Below are 18,033 nucleotides of genomic sequence, written 5' to 3'. Positions count from 1 at the left end.
CTGCGTCGCCGGTTGCCCTTTCGGTGTCGTCGAACGTCGGTCCGACGGCACCGTCGAGCCGACCACGCGCGAGGGTCAACGCAAGGGCGAGCAGCCGCCCGTGCCCAGACGTGGTGTGGCACAGAAGTGCACGCTCTGTTACGACCGACTCGTCGACGACGAGACACCCGCGTGCGCGAAGACCTGTCCGACGACGTCGATCAAATTCGGCGACCACGACGACATGGTCGAGATCGCGCGCGAACGTGTCGAACAGCTGCACGCCCAGGGGATGACCGAGGCCCGGCTCTATGGGGCGAACCCCAACGACGGAGTCGGGGGCACCGGTTCGGTGTTCCTTCTCCTCGACGAGCCCGAGGTCTATGGCCTTCCGCCGGACCCTCGCGTGTGCACGGCCGATCTCCCCACCATGTATCGACGAGCGGGCGCTGCCGCCCTCGGAATGGTTGCCGCGGCGGCGGTCTCGTTCCTGACCGGTAGAAAGCGATGACCTCCGACTACGATTCGCTGCGCCCACCAGAACCCGGCCGCCGAAAGCGCAAGGGCGGCAAGGGGCGTCGACGAAGCTTGTTCGGCCAGGGCGACGGCGCGCGTGAGATGTCGATGGTGCCCGACGTCGAGTTCGAGAAGGTCGACGTCGAAGGTTACTACGGGCACAACGTCGTCAAGCCTGCGCCCTGGGACGACAAGGTAGCGGCGTACCTGTTCCTCGGTGGCGTCGCGGGCGGGTCGGGAGTGCTCGCGGCGGGTGCGCAGTTGACCGGGCGAGAAGTGTTGCGCCGCAACGCCCGTCTCGGTGGTCTCGCCGCGGCCGGGCTCGGTGGGGTTGCGCTCATCGCCGACCTTGGCCGACCCGATCGGTTCTACAACATGCTGCGCACCTTCAAGGTGACGTCGCCGATGAGCGTCGGGTCATGGATACTGTCCGGCTTCTCCGGCGGTATCGGAGTCGCGGCTGCGGCAGAGGTGGATCGGCTTCTCCGGGAAAGACTTCCGCTCGGCCCGTTGCGTTCGGTGCTCCACGTCGTGGAGGCGCCCGCTGGACTCGTCGGCGGCGCGATGGGGCCGCTGCTCGCCGTGTATACAGCGGCGCTGCTGGGCGATACGGCCACACCGACGTGGAACGCGATGCACCGCGACCTGCCCTTCGTCTTCGTCAGCTCGGCAAGTCTCGCGGCGAGCGGACTGGCGCTGGTCACCACACCGCTCGACGAGGTGGGCCCGGCACGAACGTTGGCCGTTCTCGGCGTGGTGGGCGATGTGGCGGCCACCCGCGTCATGGAAGCGCGCATGGATCCGGTTGCCGCGGAACCGCTCCACCACGGTAAGCCCGGTGCGCTGATGCGCTGGGCGGAACGACTGGCGGTCATCGGGGGAGTGGGCGCACTGGTCAGTGGTCGTTCGCGGGTCGCGTCTGCGGCGTCGGGTCTGGCGCTACTCGCGGCGTCGGCCTGTACCCGGTTCGGCGTGTTTCACGCCGGCATCGAGTCGGCGAAGGATCCGCGCTACACGATCGAACCACAGAAGCGACGCCTCGCCGCTCGTCGAGCCGCCGGTGTCACCGACGACTCGATCACGACTGCGGACTGATCGCGTTCTCGTCGCGTTCGCGTCGGGCGTGTCGGGCCAGTGGACGTCGGTCGTTCGAAGCAGCCACCACCACCCGATTCCCGCCCTGTCGTTTCGCGAGGTACATCGCGACATCGGCGTCTTCGAGATGTCGGTCGACGTTTGCCTTGGCGTCTGGTGCGGTGACGCTGATGCCTACGCTGACTGTCACCGACGGTGAGGTGTCGGCCGCGACGCCGATGCGGATGCGCTCGGCCAGCGAACGGGCGGTGCGCAGGTCGTCGTCGAGGATCACGGCGAACTCCTCGCCGCCGGTGCGCGCGGCGACAAGGTTGCGGATGCCTGCAAGCCGGTTGCATGCCTCCATGATCCGCCCGGCTACGCGCACGAGCACGAGGTCGCCGACCTGGTGGCCGTGGGTGTCGTTGATCGCCTTGAATCCGTCGATGTCGATGATGATCACCGAGAGCGTGCGGGCCGAGTGACTGAGCCCGCCGACATATCGCGACAGGCCACGCCGGTTGGCCAGCCGAGTCAGCGGGTCGGTCCCTGCGTCCATGGCGTTGGTGCCGAGGACCCAGAAGAAGTAGTGCATGGAGGGCAGGAGTACTGCCACCAGGGCAAGGGGGGCGATACCTTTCGACAGGGCCACCAGCAGCATCGGACGCCCTCCGTCTGCCGCCACAATAGTGACCAGGATCACGATTGCCGCAGAAGCGAAGATCGCGTGCAGTGAGTGGGCCCGCGGTGTGCAGAAGAACAGGGCAAACGCGCTCATGATCGCGAACAGCGTGACGCCTGCGATGCCGAGCATGTGATCGTGATGCCCGAAGCAGGCGGTCGCGATCACGGCGTCGGCGAACACCAGCACCAGAAGGCTCTCGGCTCCTGTCGGGAGTGGGAGCAGCCACCACCGCAGCACGAGAATCGCGGCAACGACCGATGTGACCAGCAGAATCTTCTCGACGTACGGCGAAAATCCGGAGCTCGACGACGCGGCAGCGGCCGCCGCGGCGAATCCCAACAGCGCCGCACCCAGCGATAGAACGAGCCGCTTGAGTGGCGCATTTCCGAGTTGATCGAAGAGTGGAACGCGCCACTGGAGTGGCGTTGCGTCACGCAGCCAGTCAGAGACCGCGATAGCGCTGCGACGCTGCACCTGATCTCCCCCTCGGCATCGGTGTGTGTAGCGACAATAGAGCGATCGGCGATCGATGTCAGCGAATGTCGATCCCTGCACCTGCAACGATTTCGCCGATGACCGGGTATCCGGGCACTTCGCCGACCAGCAACAGCCCGCCGGATGTCTGGGCGTCGGCCAGCATCAGAAGCTCGTTCTCGTCGACACCGCTTCCGATGTCGAGGTGGTCGCGAACCCAGTCGAGGTTGCGCCGAGTGCCGCCCGAGACATATCCGTCATCGAGAGCGTCGCGGGCTCCCTCGACCAGCGGGACGGCAGAAGCGTCGATGACCGCGCGCACCCCCGAGGCCCTTGTCAGTTTGTGGAGGTGGCCGAGCAGTCCGAACCCGGTCACGTCAGTACCTGCGCGGACACCGGCGGCAAGGGCGGCGTCGGCGGCGTCGCGGTTGAGTGTCGTCATGACGTCGATCGCGGCGTCGAATACTTCACCGGTCTGCTTGTGCCGGTTGTTGAGCATCCCGACGCCGATCGGTTTGGTCAGCGTGATCGGCAGTCCGACAGTCGCGGCGTCGTTGCGGATGAGCGAGTCGGGCGACGCGACACCGGTGACGGCCATGCCGTACTTGGGTTCGGGGTCGTCGATGCTGTGGCCGCCGATCACCGGGCAGTCGGCCTGCGCTGCGACGGCGAGCCCGCCGCGCAGCACCTCGGTCATCAGTTCCATCGGCAGCAGATCACGCGGCCAGCCGACGAGGTTGATCGCGACGACGGGCGACCCGCCCATGGCGTAGATGTCGGAGAGAGCGTTCGCGGCCGCGATGCGTCCCCAGTCGTACGCGTCGTCGACGACCGGAGTGAAGAAGTCGGCGGTAGAGAGGACGGCGAGGTCATCGCGAATGCGCACAGCCGCGGCGTCGTCGCCGTCGTCGAGGCCGACCAGGATGTTCTTGCCGCTCTGGCCGGTCAGACCGGCTACGGCGGCTTCGAGCTCACCCGGCGGGATCTTGCACGCACAGCCGCCGCCGTGCGCGTAGCCGGTCAACCTGATCGTCGGGCTCTGCGAATCCGGATTCGTCTCGACGGTGCTCATGTGACTCAGGCTAATCGGCGGGATCGGGAGAATTTGGAGGTATGGTCGCCGAGGAGGCGTCTGGGTTCCTGGTGGGCCCCCCGGTCTTCAAAACCGAGGAGGTCGAGTATCTCGGTCTGGCGGGTTCGATTCCCGTCCGCCTCCGCCACAGACTGTTCTCGAAGGAGGCGCGGTGACCCGATCGGATCCCCGGCGGCGGATCCCGCGCACCGACCACCTGCTGGCCGATCCCGAGATCGCCACGGCTGCACGACGAGTCGGCGAACAGACCGTCCGCGACGTCGTCCGTGATGTTCAGGAGTCGGCAAGGCGCGGCGATGTCGATCCCGACGACGTGCGGAGGGTCATTCGGGAAACACTTGCTCGACGCCGCGTCGGCACCGGACGGTCGGTGCTCAACGCGACCGGAGTCGTGGTGCACACCAACCTCGGTCGAGCCCCGTTGTCGACGGCTGCGCGCGATGCAGTCGTCGATGCGTGTGGATACGTCGACGTCGAACTCGACCTGGAGTCGGGCACGCGCTCGCGGCGTGGCGTCGCGACCCGCGACGCGTTGCTGCGGGCATGTCCCGCCGCGGGCGATGCCCTGATGGTGAACAACGGTGCTGCCGCGATGGTGCTGGCCACCACCGCGCTCGCGGCCGGTCGCGAGGTGGTCATCAGTCGCGGCGAGATGATCGAGATCGGCGCGGGTTTCCGGCTCACCGACCTCATCGAGTCGACCGGTGCGCGACTGCGCGAGGTCGGGACCACCAACCGCACCCACCTCCGCGACTACGCTGCGGCACTTGCCGAGGGCGACGTCGGCTGTGTGCTCAAGGTGCACCCGAGTAACTACCGGGTCAGCGGCTTCACCGCGGAGGCGACCATCGCGGAGCTGGCGGAATTGACTGCCGCCCAGGGTGTTCCGCTCATCGCCGACCTCGGGAGCGGTCTTCTCGTTCCCGACGCCGCGCTCCCCGACGAACCGGACGCGTCGTCGGCGCTGGCCGCGGGCGCCGATCTGGTGATCGCCAGCGGCGACAAACTACTCGGTGGACCGCAGGCCGGAATCCTGCTCGGCGACGCCGATCTGGTCGGCCGATTGTCGAAACATCCACTCGCGCGGGCGGTTCGGGCCGATAAGCTCGCCCTCGCGGCGATGGAGGCCACGCTCGTCGGACCTCAGCCTCCGGTGACCGAGTATCTACACGCCGACAACGAGCGGTTACGTCGGCGGGCCGAAGTCGTCGCCGCGAAGATCGGTGCGGACGTGGTGCCCCACGACGGCAGGGTCGGCGGGGGAGGAGCGCCCGGAGTTCCGTTGCCCGGCTGGGCGATTGCACTGCCTGAGCAGGCGGCCAAGGCGTTGCGCACCGGCACTCCCGCGGTGCTCGCGCGCGTGCACGACGGCGTATGTCTCGTCGACCTGCGATGTATCCCGGAGACGGGCGACGAGGTTCTCGCCGAGGCGGTCGCGCGTGCGCTTGGCGCGGTCCGCGTGCCGGGGGCGACTGGCTGAGGTGTACGTCGTCGCGACGGCGGGGCACGTCGATCACGGGAAGAGTGCGTTGGTCCGTGCGCTGACGACGATGGAACCGGACCGCTGGGCGGAGGAGCGCCGTCGAGGACTGACGATCGACCTCGGATTCGCTTGGATGACAACACCATCCGGCGCCGACATCGCGTTCGTCGACGTTCCGGGTCACGAACGATTTCTCGGCAATATGTTGGCGGGAATCGGTCCGGCGCCCGTGGTGGCCTTCGTCGTCGCTGCCGACGAGGGGTGGAACAGGCAGTCGTCGGATCATCGTGACGCGATCGCCGCACTCGGCATCGATCGCGGGGTGCTGGTGATCTCACGCGCCGATCTCGCCGACGACGAGCGGATCTCCGACGTCGTAGCGCAGGCACGCGACGAGCTGTCCGGTACCGGTCTCGGCGACGCGCCGCCCGTGATCACGTCGGCGTTGACCGGGTGGGGGATCGACGAGCTGCGCGACACGATCGCAGAGGTATTGCAGCGCAACCCGTTTCCCTCGGATACCGCACCCGTTCGGTTCTGGATCGACCGCGCGTTCACCATCACGGGTGCGGGAGCCGTGGTCACCGGGACGTTGTCGGCCGGGTCGGTGGGTCGTGGAGACACGCTGGATGTGTTGACCGGCAGAGGGATTCGATCGGTCACCGTGCGTGGTGTGCAGAGTGAGAACACGCCGCGCGAACGCGTCGGACCCGTGAGCCGGGTGGCGGTGAATCTGCGCGAGGTGTCTGCGTCGGATATCGCACGGGGTGATCTGCTGTTGAGCCCCGGGGTGTGGCGGCTGACCGACTGCGTCGACATCCGACGTGTCAGCGGGCCTGAGTTCGACTCGATACCAAGCGATCTGAGTGTTCATGTCGGCACGGCTGCGCTGCGGGGTCGGCTCCGCCCATTCGACGCCGACCACGCGCGGATCACATTCGAGCAAGCCGTCCCGCTGATCCTCGGTGATCGACTGGTGCTCCGCGACGCGGGCAGCGGTCGGATCGGTGGGGGCGTCGTGGTGGATGCAGAGCCACCGCCGCTGCGGCGTCGGGGTGATGGGGCGCGTCGAGCAGATGCGTTGTCGGGCATGAGTGATGCCGGCGATGTGCGACGTGAGGTCGAACGTCGTGGTGCGGTCACCGTCGAGCATCTGCGACGGCTCGGTGTCGTCGGAGCCGAGGCAACCCCGCCCGAGGGAGTGCGCGTTGTCGGGGCCTGGTGGGTCGACGAGCAGGTCTGGGCGGAGTGGGTCGCACGGCTCCGCGATGCTGTTGATGCTGTCTATCAGCGGGATTCGCTTGCCGAGGGCTTGCCTCGCGCGAGTGTGGCGGGCGTCGTCGGACTTCCATCGGAAGCGCTTGTCGCGCCCCTCGTTGCCGACGCCGGCCTTGACCATGCGGGCGGGTTCCTGTCGAAACCCGGTGTGGCACGCGGACTCGGCGATGCGGAGGAGGCTGTTGCTGCACTCGAGCGTCGGTTCGACGACGATGCCTTCGCCGCGCCGGAATCCGATGACCTCGCCGCACTCGGGCTCGGCCCCAAGCAACTGGCAGCGGCTGAACGCCTCGGGCGGCTGCTTCGGTTGCGTGACGGTGTTGTGCTCTCGCCCCGATCTCCCGCGATGGCGATGCGCGTTCTGGCTGCTCTTGATCAGCCCTTCACCACGAGCGAGGCCCGAAAGGCTCTGGGCACCACGCGCCGCGTCGCCATCCCATTGCTCGAGCACCTCGACGAACGCGGCTGGACTCGACGACTCGACGCGGGGCACCGCGAGGTGGTTCGGTGAACGAGGATCTCCCCGGATACATTGTGAGCAACTAGGTTGTGAGCAATCTAAATCGGGTGTCTACTGTTCTCCACGTGGGAAAGATTCGACTCGACGACCATCTGTGTTTCGCGCTCTACACCGCGTCGCGCGCGATCATCGCCGCGGAGCGACCGGGCTTGGTTGAACTCGGACTGACGTATCCGCAGTACCTCGTGATGCTAGTGCTGTGGGAGGAAGAATCTGTCCCGATCGGCCGGCTGGGGGAGCGCCTGCAACTTGACTCGGGCACCGTGTCACCACTGGTTCGTCGGTTGGAGTCGATGGGGCACGTGCGACGTCACAGGTCCCCTGACGACGAGCGGTCGACGATCGTGTCACTCACCGAATCGGGCGTGGCGCTGGGCGAAAAGTCTGACTGCGTGCTGGCCGCCTTGGTCGACGCGGTGAACGGTTCGTCGAGTGAGCCCTCAGAATCTGATGCCGACTTCGACGTCGACGCGGCTGTCGAGCTGCGTGCGGCACTGCACCAACTAACCGATGTGTTGCGCGCCAACCAGGCGCGCTGAAGAGAAGGGAAGTCACCATGAAGGCTTTGTACACAGCCGAGGCACTTGCCACCGGCGAAGGCCGGGACGGTCACGCCAGGACGAGCGACGGACAACTCGATCTCGATCTCGCGATCCCCAAGGAGCTTGGCGGACCCGGCGGCGCGACGAATCCGGAGCAACTCTTTGCAGCCGGCTACGCCGCATGCTTCCACAGTGCGTTGCGCGCGGTCGCTCGGGCCGAGAAGGCCGACGTGAGCGACTCGGCTGTCGGCGCCCGAGTGTCGTTGGGGGCCAATGACTCCGGCGGTTTCGAGCTGGCCGTCGTGTTGGAGATCTCGTTGCCGGCGCTGAGCGCAGACGACGCGCAGGCACTCACCGCCGCGGCTCATCAGGTGTGTCCGTACTCCAACGCCACGCGCGGCAACATCGACGTGACCCTCACCCTGGCGGAAGACTGACCCTGATTGGCGACTGACGCCGGACACGCGGTGGCCGGTCCCATACTGGTTTCATGGCAACGCGGTTTCGCTATTACACAGCACAGACTCTCGATGGCTTCCTTGCCGACTCGCTGGACTCGCTCGATTGGCTGCTGAGTCAGCCAATCGACGAGGACGGGCCGATGAACTACACCGAGTTCCTCGGCGACGTCGGCTGTCTGGTGATGGGGTCGACAACGTACGAGTGGGTCGTCGAACATGAAGTGCACCAGGGTAATCCGTGGCCGTACGAGTTGCCGACACTTGTATTCAGCACACGCGACCTGACGCCCGTCGCCGACACCGTCCGCATCGTGTCCGGAGGGCCCGCGGGTCACCGCCAAGCCATGGTCGACGCTGCGGGCGGGCGAGATGTCTGGATCGTCGGAGGCGGCGACCTCGCCGCGCAATTCTGGTCGGGCGGGATGCTCGACGAACTCATCGTCTCGATCGCGCCGGTGATGCTCGGGTCGGGACGTCCGCTGTTCACTGCGCGATGCGATCTCGAGCTGCTCGACGTCGCGCGCAATCAGGGTTTCGTCTGCGCCCGCTACCACGTCGGGGCGTTCCGCTGAACGCACGTGACCGTCGAGCGTTCCGCTGAACGCTCACTCCGAAATCTCTGTCAGTACCCGCCGATGCGATGAATCTATCGAACATATCATCGATCCAGGGGTGGTCATGACCGGTGGCAGCACAGACATCTTCGACGCGGCTGATCCGTCCGATCTCGCGGTGGAGGAGATCGCCGATCGGCTGGAGGGCTACGCGGGCCAGATCGCGAGTATGACGGCCCGGTTCCTGCTGTTGGTGTCGGAATTCGACCGACGCATCGGCTGGTCCGGTGACGGCATCATGTCGTGCGCGCACTGGTTGACGTTGCGGACCGGACTATCCACGCGGACCGCACAGGAGTACGTGCGGGTGGCGCGCACTCTCGACGAACTGCCGAGGATTCGTGCGGCATTCGCGCAAGGTCGGTTGTCGTACTCGAAAGTGCGTGCCTTGACGCGGGTCGTGACGCCCGATCGCGAGGACGAACTACTCAACGTCGCCTTGTCTGCCGACGCTGCTCAGCTCGAGCGAGTGGTGCGGGCAATCCGCTCGATAGATCAGCGGGAGCGCGAGGCCACCGAGGGTGAGGTCGAATCGACCGCCTCGTGGGAGTGGAATTCCGACGGCACACTGTCGGCGCGGATGCGGTTGTCGGCGATGGACGGGGCATCGTTCATGGCAGCAACTGTCCGTGCCGAGTACGAGCGCACGCGCAACGTCGAAGCCGACGAGGACGTCCCGGATATTGCCGAACTGGCTGCGGCGCAGGATGTTTCGTCCGAGGAATTAGGGCTGGAACCTTCGGACCGGCGTCTGTGGCGCCATACTCCGTCCAACATCGCACCCGCTGTCGTGCTGATGGCCGACACGATGCAGTCGGCGATCAAGGTGCCCACGTTCACGCCGGGCGCTGAAGTGGTCGTCCACTCGCATGAGCGCGACGACGGGGCACCGGACCTGCCCGTCGTCGTCGCTCCCGATCCGCATGTCGAGGGCGGCCCGGCAGTGTCGGGGGCGGAGGTGAAGGAGGCGTCGTGTGCGGGCACCAAGACCGACGTGCATCACGGAAAGCAGGGGACCATCGCGTCGTGGGGCCGTCGAACGCGGACACCCTCGACGCGGACCCTGCGCGCGATCTTGGCGCGCGACGGCGGTTGCCGCTATCCGGGGTGTGGACGGACCAGACATCTACACGCTCATCACGTCCGGTTCTGGTCGCATGGTGGCGACACGACACCCGACAACTTGGTGCTGCTGTGTTCGTCGCATCACCGATCGTTGCATCGTGGTGAGTTCTTGATCAGGGCGCATGCGTTGCAGCAGTTCACATTTCATCGACAGAATGATCACCAGCCGATCGAGCAGGCGCCGCCGACCAGTGTGCCGGGCGTGTGGCGGCCCGCGGCGATCTCTGACGACGCGGTCGTCCCCGAGAACCCGGGACCTCTCAACTTGGGCTACACCACTGAGGTGCTGTACGCGAGTTGGCGGTTCAAGCAGTCCGCCGCAGCCCGCGCCGACCGGGCGGCGTCGCTGGCCGCAGCGTGACGACGTTCAGCGGAACGCCCGCCGCGTGCCGGCGCGGACTCTATTGCGAGTGCCCCCAGTAGGGCTCGAACCTACGACCTGCGGATTAAAAGTCCGTAGCTCTACCAACTGAGCTATAGGGGCGGACGCCTCGGCGCTGTGGCCGACGCAGGAAGTGAGTTTACAGGTCGACTGCGCGGCGGTGCATCGACGGTGGGCTTGGAATTGTCGATGCCGTCGGCGTCGGATCCGGGTATGGTGTTCGGAGGGCATCAACTCGCGCGAAATGCAGGCTGACCAGCCGATTTGTGAATTGCGCGAGCGGTGTCCTAAGCTGAGTCGGCTCCCAACGGAGAACCGGCCCCCTTCGTCTAGCGGCCTAGGACGCCGCCCTTTCAAGGCGGTAGCGCGGGTTCGAATCCCGTAGGGGGTACAACTGATCCTCTACGGGGGAGCAGGAAAATTGAAGATGGCCCTGTGGCGCAGTTGGTTAGCGCGCCGCCCTGTCACGGCGGAGGTCGCGGGTTCGAGTCCCGTCAGGGTCGCCAAAGGTTTCGGTTTCGCACCGGGCCTCCTGGCCAGGTAGCTCAGTTGGTACGAGCGTCCGCCTGAAAAGTGGAAGGTCGTCGGTTCGATCCCGACTCTGGCCACCAGATATCTACTCGAAAAAGACCATCCGGCTTGCCGGATGGTCTTTTGCTTTTCGACGATGGCTGCCCGGAGCGTCGGCTCCGCGGAGCCGATTCATCGGGTGAGCCCAGGCCCGTACCGCTCTGCCATCCCGGCAAGCCATTCCACTCCGATGGGGTCGGCCGAGCTCAAGACCACGGAGTCTCGGGCGCGCTCATCCGAGACACCCTGCCCGATTCCGAACTCACGCTGCACCGTCGCGCGCGACAATCGCCTCATGTCGGCTCGGCAAACGACGGTCCTGGTGCGCAGCGTCTACGGGACCGCTGCGGTGCAGTGGTTCCTCATCTTCGCGATCGGCACGATCCTCGTGACGCGTGCCTACCTGCGTCTGACCGGCTACCCGCAGATCGGAAACGGCACGCTGCACATAGCCCACGCGCTGTGGGGCGGGGCGCTCATGATGCTCGCGTTGGTCTTCGGGTGGCTGCTTCTTGGTTCGACGCCTCGGATTGTTGCGGTGGTGATGGGTGGTATCGGATTCGGCTTGTTCCTCGATGAAGTGGGCAAGTTCGTCACCAAGGACAACGACTACTTCTACGGCCCGTCGGCCGAGATCATGTACCTGCTGGTGGTGCTGATCCTGTTGATCAGTCGATTCGTCCGCGACGTCAAGCGCCCATCTGTGCCCGAGGCGATCGCGAACGCGGCGGTGATCGCGGCCGACGGTGTGGCGCACGGACTTCCGGAGAGTCGACGCCGCCAGGCCACCGACCTTCTCGACTTCGCCGAAGCACGCGACGCCGACCCGGCACTCGTGGCGCATATTCGCGGCCTACTCGACGCGAGCGTGCACACCCCTGACCGGTTGACCCGACTGCGTGCGCGCGCACTCGCGTTGATTCCGAGCTTCTTTCGACGACGCTGGTGGTTGGTGCTGATCGGCTGGCTGCTGGTCGTCAGCTCCGCGCTCACCGTGATCGCGGGTGCGCTCGCGCTCTATGTGAATCACCGCGACTACGGGGTCTATCTCGAACTGGCCCGCGACCCCACCGCCGCGTGGATTCTGTTCGTCAGTGGCGTGCTGACGCTTGCGTGCTCGGCGTCGGCGATGATCGGTCGCCGTTACACCGATCGCGTCTGGCCGCTACGCGCACTGCGCATGGCGGCGCTCGTCTTCACGATGTCCAACGCCCTCGTCGACTTCGCGCTCGACGGGTTCGGGGCGCTCTACAACCTCGCGCTCGGTCTGTTCGCGCTGGCGATCATCGACTATCACCTACGCGCGGCAGTCGCGCGGGCGACGGCGCAGCACGAGCACGGACAACTGCGGGTCTAGCGCCCCGACCCACCCATGCTGCGCGCATAGAAGTTCAACCCCGGGCGATTACTCAGCACGGCGAGAAGGACCAGGACGATGAGAGTGACAACGATCGTGGACATGATCTGCCTTGTCTTGGAGGAGGTTTCGGTTCGCGGGTGTATCAATGGTGGCCGATCGTCGTGACGGAGAAAAGGTTCGCCGGTGCAGATCACGAGCGAGTCGCCGGTGTGTGTGCGGGCACATCGGTTAGCGATTCTTCGACCGTGGTGAACTGAATATGTGACATCTATCGATCGCACGATCGCCACTGATCGCATCGCGGCTCTCGAACGTCGCGTCGTCGACGATCCTGATGCCAGGCCCGCCGCCGTCGCCATCGTGATCTCGAATCAAGCCGACCGACAGGGAATCTGGGTTCTGCGTCGGCCACTGACCATGCGTCGCCATGCCGCACAGTTCGCGCTCCCCGGCGGACGCCTCGACCCGGGAGAGGGAATCGTCGACGCCGCGCTGCGGGAACTGCACGAGGAACTCGGGGTGGCGCTCGACACCGACGACGTACTCGGATTGCTCGACGACTACCCGACACGATCCGGCTTCATCATGACGCCCGTCGTCTGCTGGGCGCCGGACGACGCACCGCCTCCGACGCCGAGCCCCGACGAGGTGTCGGAACTGTTCTTCGTGCCACTCGACGACCTACTCGACGAACCGCGGTTCATCGCGATCCCCGAATCGCCGCGTCCGGTCATACAACTCCGTATCCCCGGGCTGCGTCGTGACCCCGATGATCACTCGCCGAGCGGTCACTCGGCATTGCTCCACGCGCCGACCGCCGCGGTGATCTATCAGTTCGTCGAGGTCGTCCTGCGAGGTCGCGATACCCGCGTCGATGGCTTTGAGCAGCCAGTATTCGCCTGGAAATAAATAGTTTGGTCTAGCGGAATGAAATCGGACCGCGGTCCGTTTAGAATGAGCGATGGGCCGAGAAGACGGTCCACGGACCACAACCCGAAACGACAAGAAGCCGAGGAGTTTCACCATGACCACAAGCACCGTCAAGGCCCCCATCGAGGCCGGCGTCTGGAACATCGATCCCACCCACTCGACCGTCGGCTTCGTCGTGAAGCACCTGATGGTGAGCAAGGTTCGCGGCAAGTTCGAGTCGTTCAGCGGAACCATCACTGTTGCCGAGGACGGCACCCCGTCGGTGCAGGCCGAGATCGACGTCACGACCATCACCACCGGAAACCCGCAGCGTGACGGCCACATCAAGTCGGCCGACTTCTTCGACGCCGAGAAGTTCCCCAAGGCGACCTTCGTCTCGACCAGCGTGCGCCCCGACGGTGACAACTTCGTGCTCACCGGCGACTTCACCCTGCACGGCGTGACCAAGTCGGTCGACCTCGCACTCGAGTTCAACGGATCGAACCCGGGCATGGGCCAGGGCGCTGTTGCCGGCTTCGAGGCAACCACCGTGATCAACCGCAAGGACTTCGGCATCGACATCGAGATGCCACTCGAGGGTGGCGGCGTCGTCGTCGGCGACAAGGTCACCATCAACCTCGAGATCGAGGCGCTCAAGGCGCAGGCCTGATCCGATCATGACCGCTCGTGCGATGAGTCGATGACCTCGACATGACGTACGAGTCCGCGGCCGGTGCCGTTCCCGTCAGTCCCCCGGGAGCGGCGCCGGCCTTTTTGGCGTTTCGGCGTGCGTCGTCACACACGATCGAGTTCTGATCCCGGCATTTCGCCTGTCACAATGAACTGTCTTATGTGACACAACAGGCAGAAAGGCGCCTCGGTGCAGCCGCAACGCTCCCGCGACCACGATGACAGGTGGTCTCGCGCGCGGCGTCGATACTCGACATTCGTGTGGGGCGTCGAGCGGCCTCCGACGTTGCGCGAATGGGGAGGCATCGGCCGGGCGGAGCGCATCCGGCTCGCCCGCCGCGCGAGCGTGATCGCCGGTTCGGCAATCGTCGGCAGCAACGTGCTCGTCGGCCTCGAGACGTTCCTGCTGGTCCAGCTCGCCTACAACGGTGGCCAGATGACCTTCGCCACGACGCTGGGCGCACCGAACTTTCCGGCCGTCGTCGCGGCGATCGGCGTCGGTCTCGTGGTCAATGTGGTGCTGGTCTTCGCCGTGATGGTGCCGCAGTTGCGCTGGTTCATCAGTGGCGAGCAGGCCGATCGGGAGCGTCGACGATCCGTCCAGAGAATCCCGTTCGCGCAGGCGGCGGCCACGATCGTCGGCTGGCTCTTGGCCGTGCTCAGCTACGTGCTTCTGTCGCTGGGCAGGCTCAGCGCCGACGACCTACTCGGGGTGGCTGTCGCGTTCGCCCTTGCAGGTATGTCGATCCGCTGCCTCACCTACCTGTTCGCCGAACGCTCGGCGCGCCCGCTGCTGATCATCGCGCTGCAGGATCACCCGGCAACCCATGCGGTGCAGGGCGTGCGTGCACGCATGGCCGCGGTGTGGGCGATCAGTTGCCTCGTGCCGATGAGTGGACTGCTGATCATCAACCTCGGGAGGGGATCGGGCCTGTTGCCACCGGCCGCCGGCAGGATCGATTGGACGACAGTGGTGCTGGCCGCGGTCGGTCTCGCTGCGGGCGTGCGCGTCATCATGTTGGTCGGGCAGGCCATCATCGACCCGCTCACCGAACTGCGGCACGCCGTGCAGCGGGTCCAGAATGGCGACCTCACCACCCACGTCGATGTGTACGACTCGTCCGAACTCGGAGTGCTGCAACACGGCTTCAACGAGATGGTCGAGGGTCTTGACGAGCGGGAGCGGATGCGTGAACTGTTCGCACGGCACGTCGGCGACACCGTCGCGCAACTCGCCATCGAACACGGCGCGGGGATGCACGGATCGAACTGTCAGGTCGGGGTGCTGTTCGTCGACATCGTCGGATCCACGACGCTGGCCGAGCATCGGGCGCCGGAAGATACCGCGGCGCTCCTCAACTCGTTCTTCTCCGTTGTCGCCGACGTGGTCGACAGACACGGCGGCTTTGTCAACAAATTCGAGGCGACGCGGCGCTCGCGGTGTTCGGCGCCCCCGTCGAACTCGACGACCCGGCCGCCGCGGCACTCGCCGCCGCGCGTGACCTTGCCAGGGGTCTGACCGAAGCGCTCGAGATCCGGTGGGGGATCGGAGTTTCTTACGGAACCGTGTTCGCGGGCAACATCGGTGCTGAACGGCGCTACGAGTACACCGTGATCGGTGACCCGGTCAACGAGTGCGCGCGCCTGTCGGAGGCTGCCCGCAGCGGCCGCTATCCGGTTCTCGCCAGCGGCGAGGCGATAGACGCGTCGGAGGGCGAGAGCGAGCACTGGACGGCGGTTGATCGTCGAGTTGTGCGGGGGCGCAGTGAGATCACCGAGATGTATGCCCCGATCGGACTCGACGGCCAGACGCCGTTGTCGATCGGCGGGCTGATCTCCGGACTGCTCGGTCCCGCGATCCGGATGGCGACGGGCTCGTCCAAACACTCCGACAAGTGACGCTGCGCAAGCTATTTCGGCAGGTGCAGCGGGATGTCGGGAACACCGGGTAGGTCAACTCCGCCATTCTGAAGGTCGTCGAGAAGCTTCAGCAGCGGTGGCAGCAGCACACGGGCCTTCTCGACGGCTTCCCCGGTGTGCGCCTGCGCCGACTCTGCGTACGCGCGCCCGGCGTCGACGCCCGGCATGTCTGACGCGCGCTCCACATAGGGCGTCGGTGTTTCGCCGCGGACCACCCTGACCATGTTCTCGAAGGCGTCAGAACCGGGATCGTTCCAGTACTCGCCGTGCCCACGAACGCCGTGAACCAGCCCGCGGTGTTCCTGGTTCTCACCGCTGTAAAGACCGGTGTCCATCCGCTCGACTCCTCGAGCGGTATCGGGGTCGGCGCCATGCGGATTGACTGGCAACGACTGCGAGGCCTGGATGAGATCGCCCGGCGCAGTCATCGAATAACGTTCGACGTCATGGTTGCTCCACGGTGTGTCGAAGACTCCGGTGCCGGCCGACGATGCGTAGATGACACGGTCGGCCCGTAAGCCGATCTGCTCGGCCGAGCCGACGACGGAACCTCCGTACGAGTGGCCGATGTACGTGGTCTTCGCGTCCGGACAATGAGCCGCGATCTCGGCGTCGAGTGCGTGGCTGAAACCAACGAGTCCCGGTGCCATCTCCCGGGCCAACTGAGGGTCGAGAGCAGAATCATTGATCGACGCCAACACCGCCGGAACGCCTCCGACCGTTGCCCCGGGGATCAGTCCGGCCGCTCCCGCCAGCCCAACTCCCGCGCGTGCACCTGTGAGCGTGTCGGTCGCGATCCTCGGCCAACCTTCGTATCCCATCGTCTGAGGTAGGTCGCCGTTTGCGTAGACGAATACGGGGCCGCCAGTCCGCTTCGACATGTTCCAGGCCGACTTCGTGTTCGTCGCACTGTCGTTCATGTTGGTGCCCGTTCCTGGTACGTACACCGCTGCATTGGGCGAGTGCGGTCCCAATTCTCCGATCATCTCGATGAAGTGCCCGTTCTCGCTGTTGTCGAAAGCGACGAACGAACGCTCGACCAGGTGATCATCGGGGAAGTCGGCGCTTTCGGCGTTGTCGTAGGCGGCAGCGTGACGAGGGTCCGGTGCCTGGCGTAGGAACGCGGCCAGCCTCTTGGCACGCGGACCCTCGCCGCGGCCGGCTTGCCTCTCGTCGGCGAGCGCGTTGCGGATGTTGATCTCATTCGCGTTGATGCGCAACGGGAATGGCACTCCATCGAGTTTGCCCATGGTGATCGGGTCAGCCGCGATGAGTCGACGCAAGTCTGCTGGGCTCATCGCATCGAGCAACGTGCGCATATCGTGAGGTTTCATGCCCTTGAGTCGTTCGATCACGTCGTCCGCATCGGCGGAGGTGTCATCGGGCAGGCGTACGTCGGGTTGTCCTTCGACCATTGCCGCGAGGTCTGCTGCGAGGTCGGCGAGTCGCTTTCCGAAGTCGGTATCGTAAGCGCCAATCATGTTCAGCCCGTTCTGAATTCGGTTTTGAAGAGTTGATGCCCTGTCGTCACCGGCGGCTACGTCGCCCTCTGCCCTCGCCTCATCGCCGGGCTCCGGGGCCGCGGTGACCTCGCCGGTGTCGGCGACGTCGAAACCCTCGGCGATTGCGTCGTCGACCCTGCGCAGCACGTAGTCGCGGGCGTGCGCGATGTCGGCGGCGGCGTCCTTCGCTTCATCGGCGATCTGATTCAGTACATTGCGCACCTCGTCGGCGTGATCGCGTTCCTCGACTATGCGACGGTGCGCCGCGGCGTGGGCGGCGCCGCGCCAGTGGCCCGCGCCATCGAACGCACGGACCGCCGCGTCGATTGCCGCGTCGAGTGTCGACGCCGCGGCCTGCGCTGCCTCGCCGGAGGCCATCATCGAATCGCTGCTCCACACGCGCAGTTGCGAGATGGTCGGAATCATCAGCGCCCCTGCAACTGTTCCATCGATGCTGCGGCTGCGGCGTCGCTCGCCGCGGCCGAACCGTTGAACCTCTGCATGTAGTTGCCGAGCGTCTCCAGCCGGGTGGCGATTGATTCGAGAGTGGGGATCGCGGAGGTGTGTGCGGAATGCAGAGCAGCAACGACGTCGCTTCCCGAACCGGTGGCCGCCGACAGGGCGCTGAGGTCGATTCGGCCAACGGCCCCGCCTTGCGCTCGCCAACTCGCGGCTACTGCGTCAATCTCTTCGGGGCTGATGCCGAAACGCACTTCGCCATAGATCTCGCGTGCCTTCTCCTTCACCGCGGCGGGTGCGAGTTCTAGTGGATTGATCGGCATGCACCAGAAAGGGAAGGTCGGAGTAGGAGCGCACGTACTCGTCGAAGAACTCGGTGGTGTTCGCGACGAAGTAC

The 18,033-nt window shown here is 65.9% G+C and carries 15 protein-coding genes, 5 tRNA genes and 1 pseudogene; 16 read left to right on the top strand and 5 right to left on the bottom strand.

The features are described from left to right. Together A5777_RS02535 and nrfD are read left to right on the top strand one after the other, a co-directional pair. Window positions 1–490 (top strand): 4Fe-4S dicluster domain-containing protein (locus A5777_RS02535; protein WP_331710565.1); only part of this gene is annotated, 490 nt, incomplete at its 5' end. Beyond that, window positions 487–1,590: an NrfD/PsrC family molybdoenzyme membrane anchor subunit gene (gene nrfD, locus A5777_RS02530; protein ID WP_064861517.1), complete on the top strand. Its 1,104-nt coding sequence runs from the start codon at window positions 487–489 to the stop codon at window positions 1,588–1,590. The genes A5777_RS02535 and nrfD, both read left to right, overlap by 4 nt. Here nrfD and A5777_RS02525 read toward each other — a convergent pair. After that, window positions 1,574–2,728, bottom strand: a complete 1,155-nt coding sequence (locus A5777_RS02525; RefSeq protein ID WP_064861521.1) for a GGDEF domain-containing protein — start codon at window positions 2,726–2,728, stop codon at window positions 1,574–1,576. The genes nrfD and A5777_RS02525 overlap by 17 nt on opposite strands. A gap of 58 nt (window positions 2,729–2,786) precedes the next feature. Next, entirely contained in the window at window positions 2,787–3,800 is a 1,014-nt protein-coding gene (selD, locus tag A5777_RS02520) for a selenide, water dikinase SelD (RefSeq protein WP_064861516.1), read from the bottom strand. Window positions 3,801–3,852: 52 nt separating this feature from the next. Between selD and A5777_RS02515 the strand changes: the two genes are divergently transcribed. The 7 genes from A5777_RS02515 to A5777_RS02485 all read left to right on the top strand — a co-directional run bounded on the left by A5777_RS02515 (window position 3,853) and on the right by A5777_RS02485 (window position 10,205). After that, window positions 3,853–3,948, top strand: a tRNA-Sec gene (locus tag A5777_RS02515). A 24-nt stretch (window positions 3,949–3,972) separates the two neighbouring features. After that, complete coding sequence (gene selA, locus A5777_RS02510; protein ID WP_064861520.1) at window positions 3,973–5,301, top strand: L-seryl-tRNA(Sec) selenium transferase; 1,329 nt, start codon at window positions 3,973–3,975, stop codon at window positions 5,299–5,301. 1 nt (window position 5,302) lies between these two features. Continuing rightward, window positions 5,303–7,093, top strand: coding sequence for a selenocysteine-specific translation elongation factor (gene selB / locus A5777_RS02505; protein ID WP_064861515.1), 1,791 nt, complete (start codon window positions 5,303–5,305; stop codon window positions 7,091–7,093). A gap of 74 nt (window positions 7,094–7,167) precedes the next feature. Beyond that, a complete protein-coding gene (locus A5777_RS02500) occupies window positions 7,168–7,641 on the top strand; it encodes a MarR family winged helix-turn-helix transcriptional regulator (RefSeq protein ID WP_064861514.1) in 474 nt (157 codons plus the stop codon). Between the two features lie 17 nt (window positions 7,642–7,658). Further along, window positions 7,659–8,081, top strand: a complete 423-nt coding sequence (locus A5777_RS02495; protein WP_064861513.1) for an organic hydroperoxide resistance protein — start codon at window positions 7,659–7,661, stop codon at window positions 8,079–8,081. 53 nt (window positions 8,082–8,134) lie between these two features. Continuing rightward, the gene (locus A5777_RS02490) at window positions 8,135–8,677 is read left to right on the top strand and encodes a dihydrofolate reductase family protein (RefSeq protein ID WP_064861512.1); all 543 of its coding nucleotides are present in this window, start codon (window positions 8,135–8,137) and stop codon (window positions 8,675–8,677) included. A 106-nt stretch (window positions 8,678–8,783) separates the two neighbouring features. Next, window positions 8,784–10,205 (top strand): HNH endonuclease signature motif containing protein, encoded by a 1,422-nt coding sequence (locus tag A5777_RS02485; protein WP_064861511.1) that lies wholly within the window; start codon window positions 8,784–8,786, stop codon window positions 10,203–10,205. A gap of 50 nt (window positions 10,206–10,255) precedes the next feature. On the opposite strand, the gene A5777_RS02480 is transcribed toward A5777_RS02485, so the two are convergent. Next, window positions 10,256–10,328, bottom strand: a tRNA-Lys gene (locus A5777_RS02480). A 216-nt stretch (window positions 10,329–10,544) separates the two neighbouring features. Between A5777_RS02480 and A5777_RS02475 the strand changes: the two genes are divergently transcribed. The 7 genes and pseudogenes from A5777_RS02475 (at window position 10,545) to A5777_RS02445 (ending at window position 15,654) form a co-directional block, all read left to right on the top strand. Beyond that, window positions 10,545–10,617: transfer RNA gene (locus A5777_RS02475), tRNA-Glu, on the top strand. Between the two features lie 38 nt (window positions 10,618–10,655). After that, window positions 10,656–10,732: transfer RNA gene (locus tag A5777_RS02470), tRNA-Asp, on the top strand. A 28-nt stretch (window positions 10,733–10,760) separates the two neighbouring features. Beyond that, window positions 10,761–10,837, top strand: a tRNA-Phe gene (locus A5777_RS02465). 254 nt (window positions 10,838–11,091) lie between these two features. After that, window positions 11,092–12,153 carry a hypothetical protein gene (locus A5777_RS02460; protein ID WP_064861519.1) on the top strand — a complete coding sequence of 354 codons (1,062 nt, stop codon included), beginning with the start codon at window positions 11,092–11,094 and terminating at the stop codon, window positions 12,151–12,153. 264 nt (window positions 12,154–12,417) lie between these two features. Continuing rightward, window positions 12,418–13,065: an NUDIX hydrolase gene (locus A5777_RS02455; RefSeq protein WP_064861510.1), complete on the top strand. Its 648-nt coding sequence runs from the start codon at window positions 12,418–12,420 to the stop codon at window positions 13,063–13,065. 115 nt (window positions 13,066–13,180) lie between these two features. Continuing rightward, window positions 13,181–13,735: a YceI family protein gene (locus A5777_RS02450; RefSeq protein ID WP_064861509.1), complete on the top strand. Its 555-nt coding sequence runs from the start codon at window positions 13,181–13,183 to the stop codon at window positions 13,733–13,735. 279 nt (window positions 13,736–14,014) lie between these two features. Next, window positions 14,015–15,654: pseudogene (locus A5777_RS02445) on the top strand (adenylate/guanylate cyclase domain-containing protein). Between the two features lie 11 nt (window positions 15,655–15,665). On the opposite strand, the gene A5777_RS02440 reads toward A5777_RS02445, so the two are convergent. Further along, window positions 15,666–17,603: an alpha/beta hydrolase gene (locus A5777_RS02440; RefSeq protein WP_064861508.1), complete on the bottom strand. Its 1,938-nt coding sequence runs from the start codon at window positions 17,601–17,603 to the stop codon at window positions 15,666–15,668. Continuing rightward, on the bottom strand, window positions 17,603–17,959 hold the full coding sequence (locus A5777_RS02435; RefSeq protein WP_231894911.1) for a hypothetical protein: 357 nt from the start codon (window positions 17,957–17,959) through the stop codon (window positions 17,603–17,605). The genes A5777_RS02440 and A5777_RS02435 overlap by 1 nt, the downstream gene beginning before the upstream one ends. Window positions 17,960–18,033: the final 74 nt, after the last annotated feature.

Source organism: Gordonia sp. 852002-10350_SCH5691597 (genome assembly GCF_001665715.1).
GTDB classification, from domain to species: domain Bacteria; phylum Actinomycetota; class Actinomycetes; order Mycobacteriales; family Mycobacteriaceae; genus Gordonia; species Gordonia sputi.
The sequence above is the reverse complement of the archived record's forward strand: the minus strand, read 5'-3'. Positions and strand labels throughout refer to the sequence as shown.

Coding starts and splice junctions, on each gene's coding strand:
- nrfD (WP_064861517.1), top strand. CDS start 487: ATGACCTCCGACTACGATTCGCTGCGCCCACCAGAACCCGGCCGCCGA.
- selD (WP_064861516.1), bottom strand. CDS start 3,800: ATGAGCACCGTCGAGACGAATCCGGATTCGCAGAGCCCGACGATCAGG.
- A5777_RS02495 (WP_064861513.1), top strand. CDS start 7,659: ATGAAGGCTTTGTACACAGCCGAGGCACTTGCCACCGGCGAAGGCCGG.
- A5777_RS02490 (WP_064861512.1), top strand. CDS start 8,135: ATGGCAACGCGGTTTCGCTATTACACAGCACAGACTCTCGATGGCTTC.
- A5777_RS02485 (WP_064861511.1), top strand. CDS start 8,784: ATGACCGGTGGCAGCACAGACATCTTCGACGCGGCTGATCCGTCCGAT.
- A5777_RS02460 (WP_064861519.1), top strand. CDS start 11,092: ATGTCGGCTCGGCAAACGACGGTCCTGGTGCGCAGCGTCTACGGGACC.
- A5777_RS02450 (WP_064861509.1), top strand. CDS start 13,181: ATGACCACAAGCACCGTCAAGGCCCCCATCGAGGCCGGCGTCTGGAAC.
- A5777_RS02440 (WP_064861508.1), bottom strand. CDS start 17,603: ATGATTCCGACCATCTCGCAACTGCGCGTGTGGAGCAGCGATTCGATG.
- A5777_RS02435 (WP_231894911.1), bottom strand. CDS start 17,959: ATGCCGATCAATCCACTAGAACTCGCACCCGCCGCGGTGAAGGAGAAG.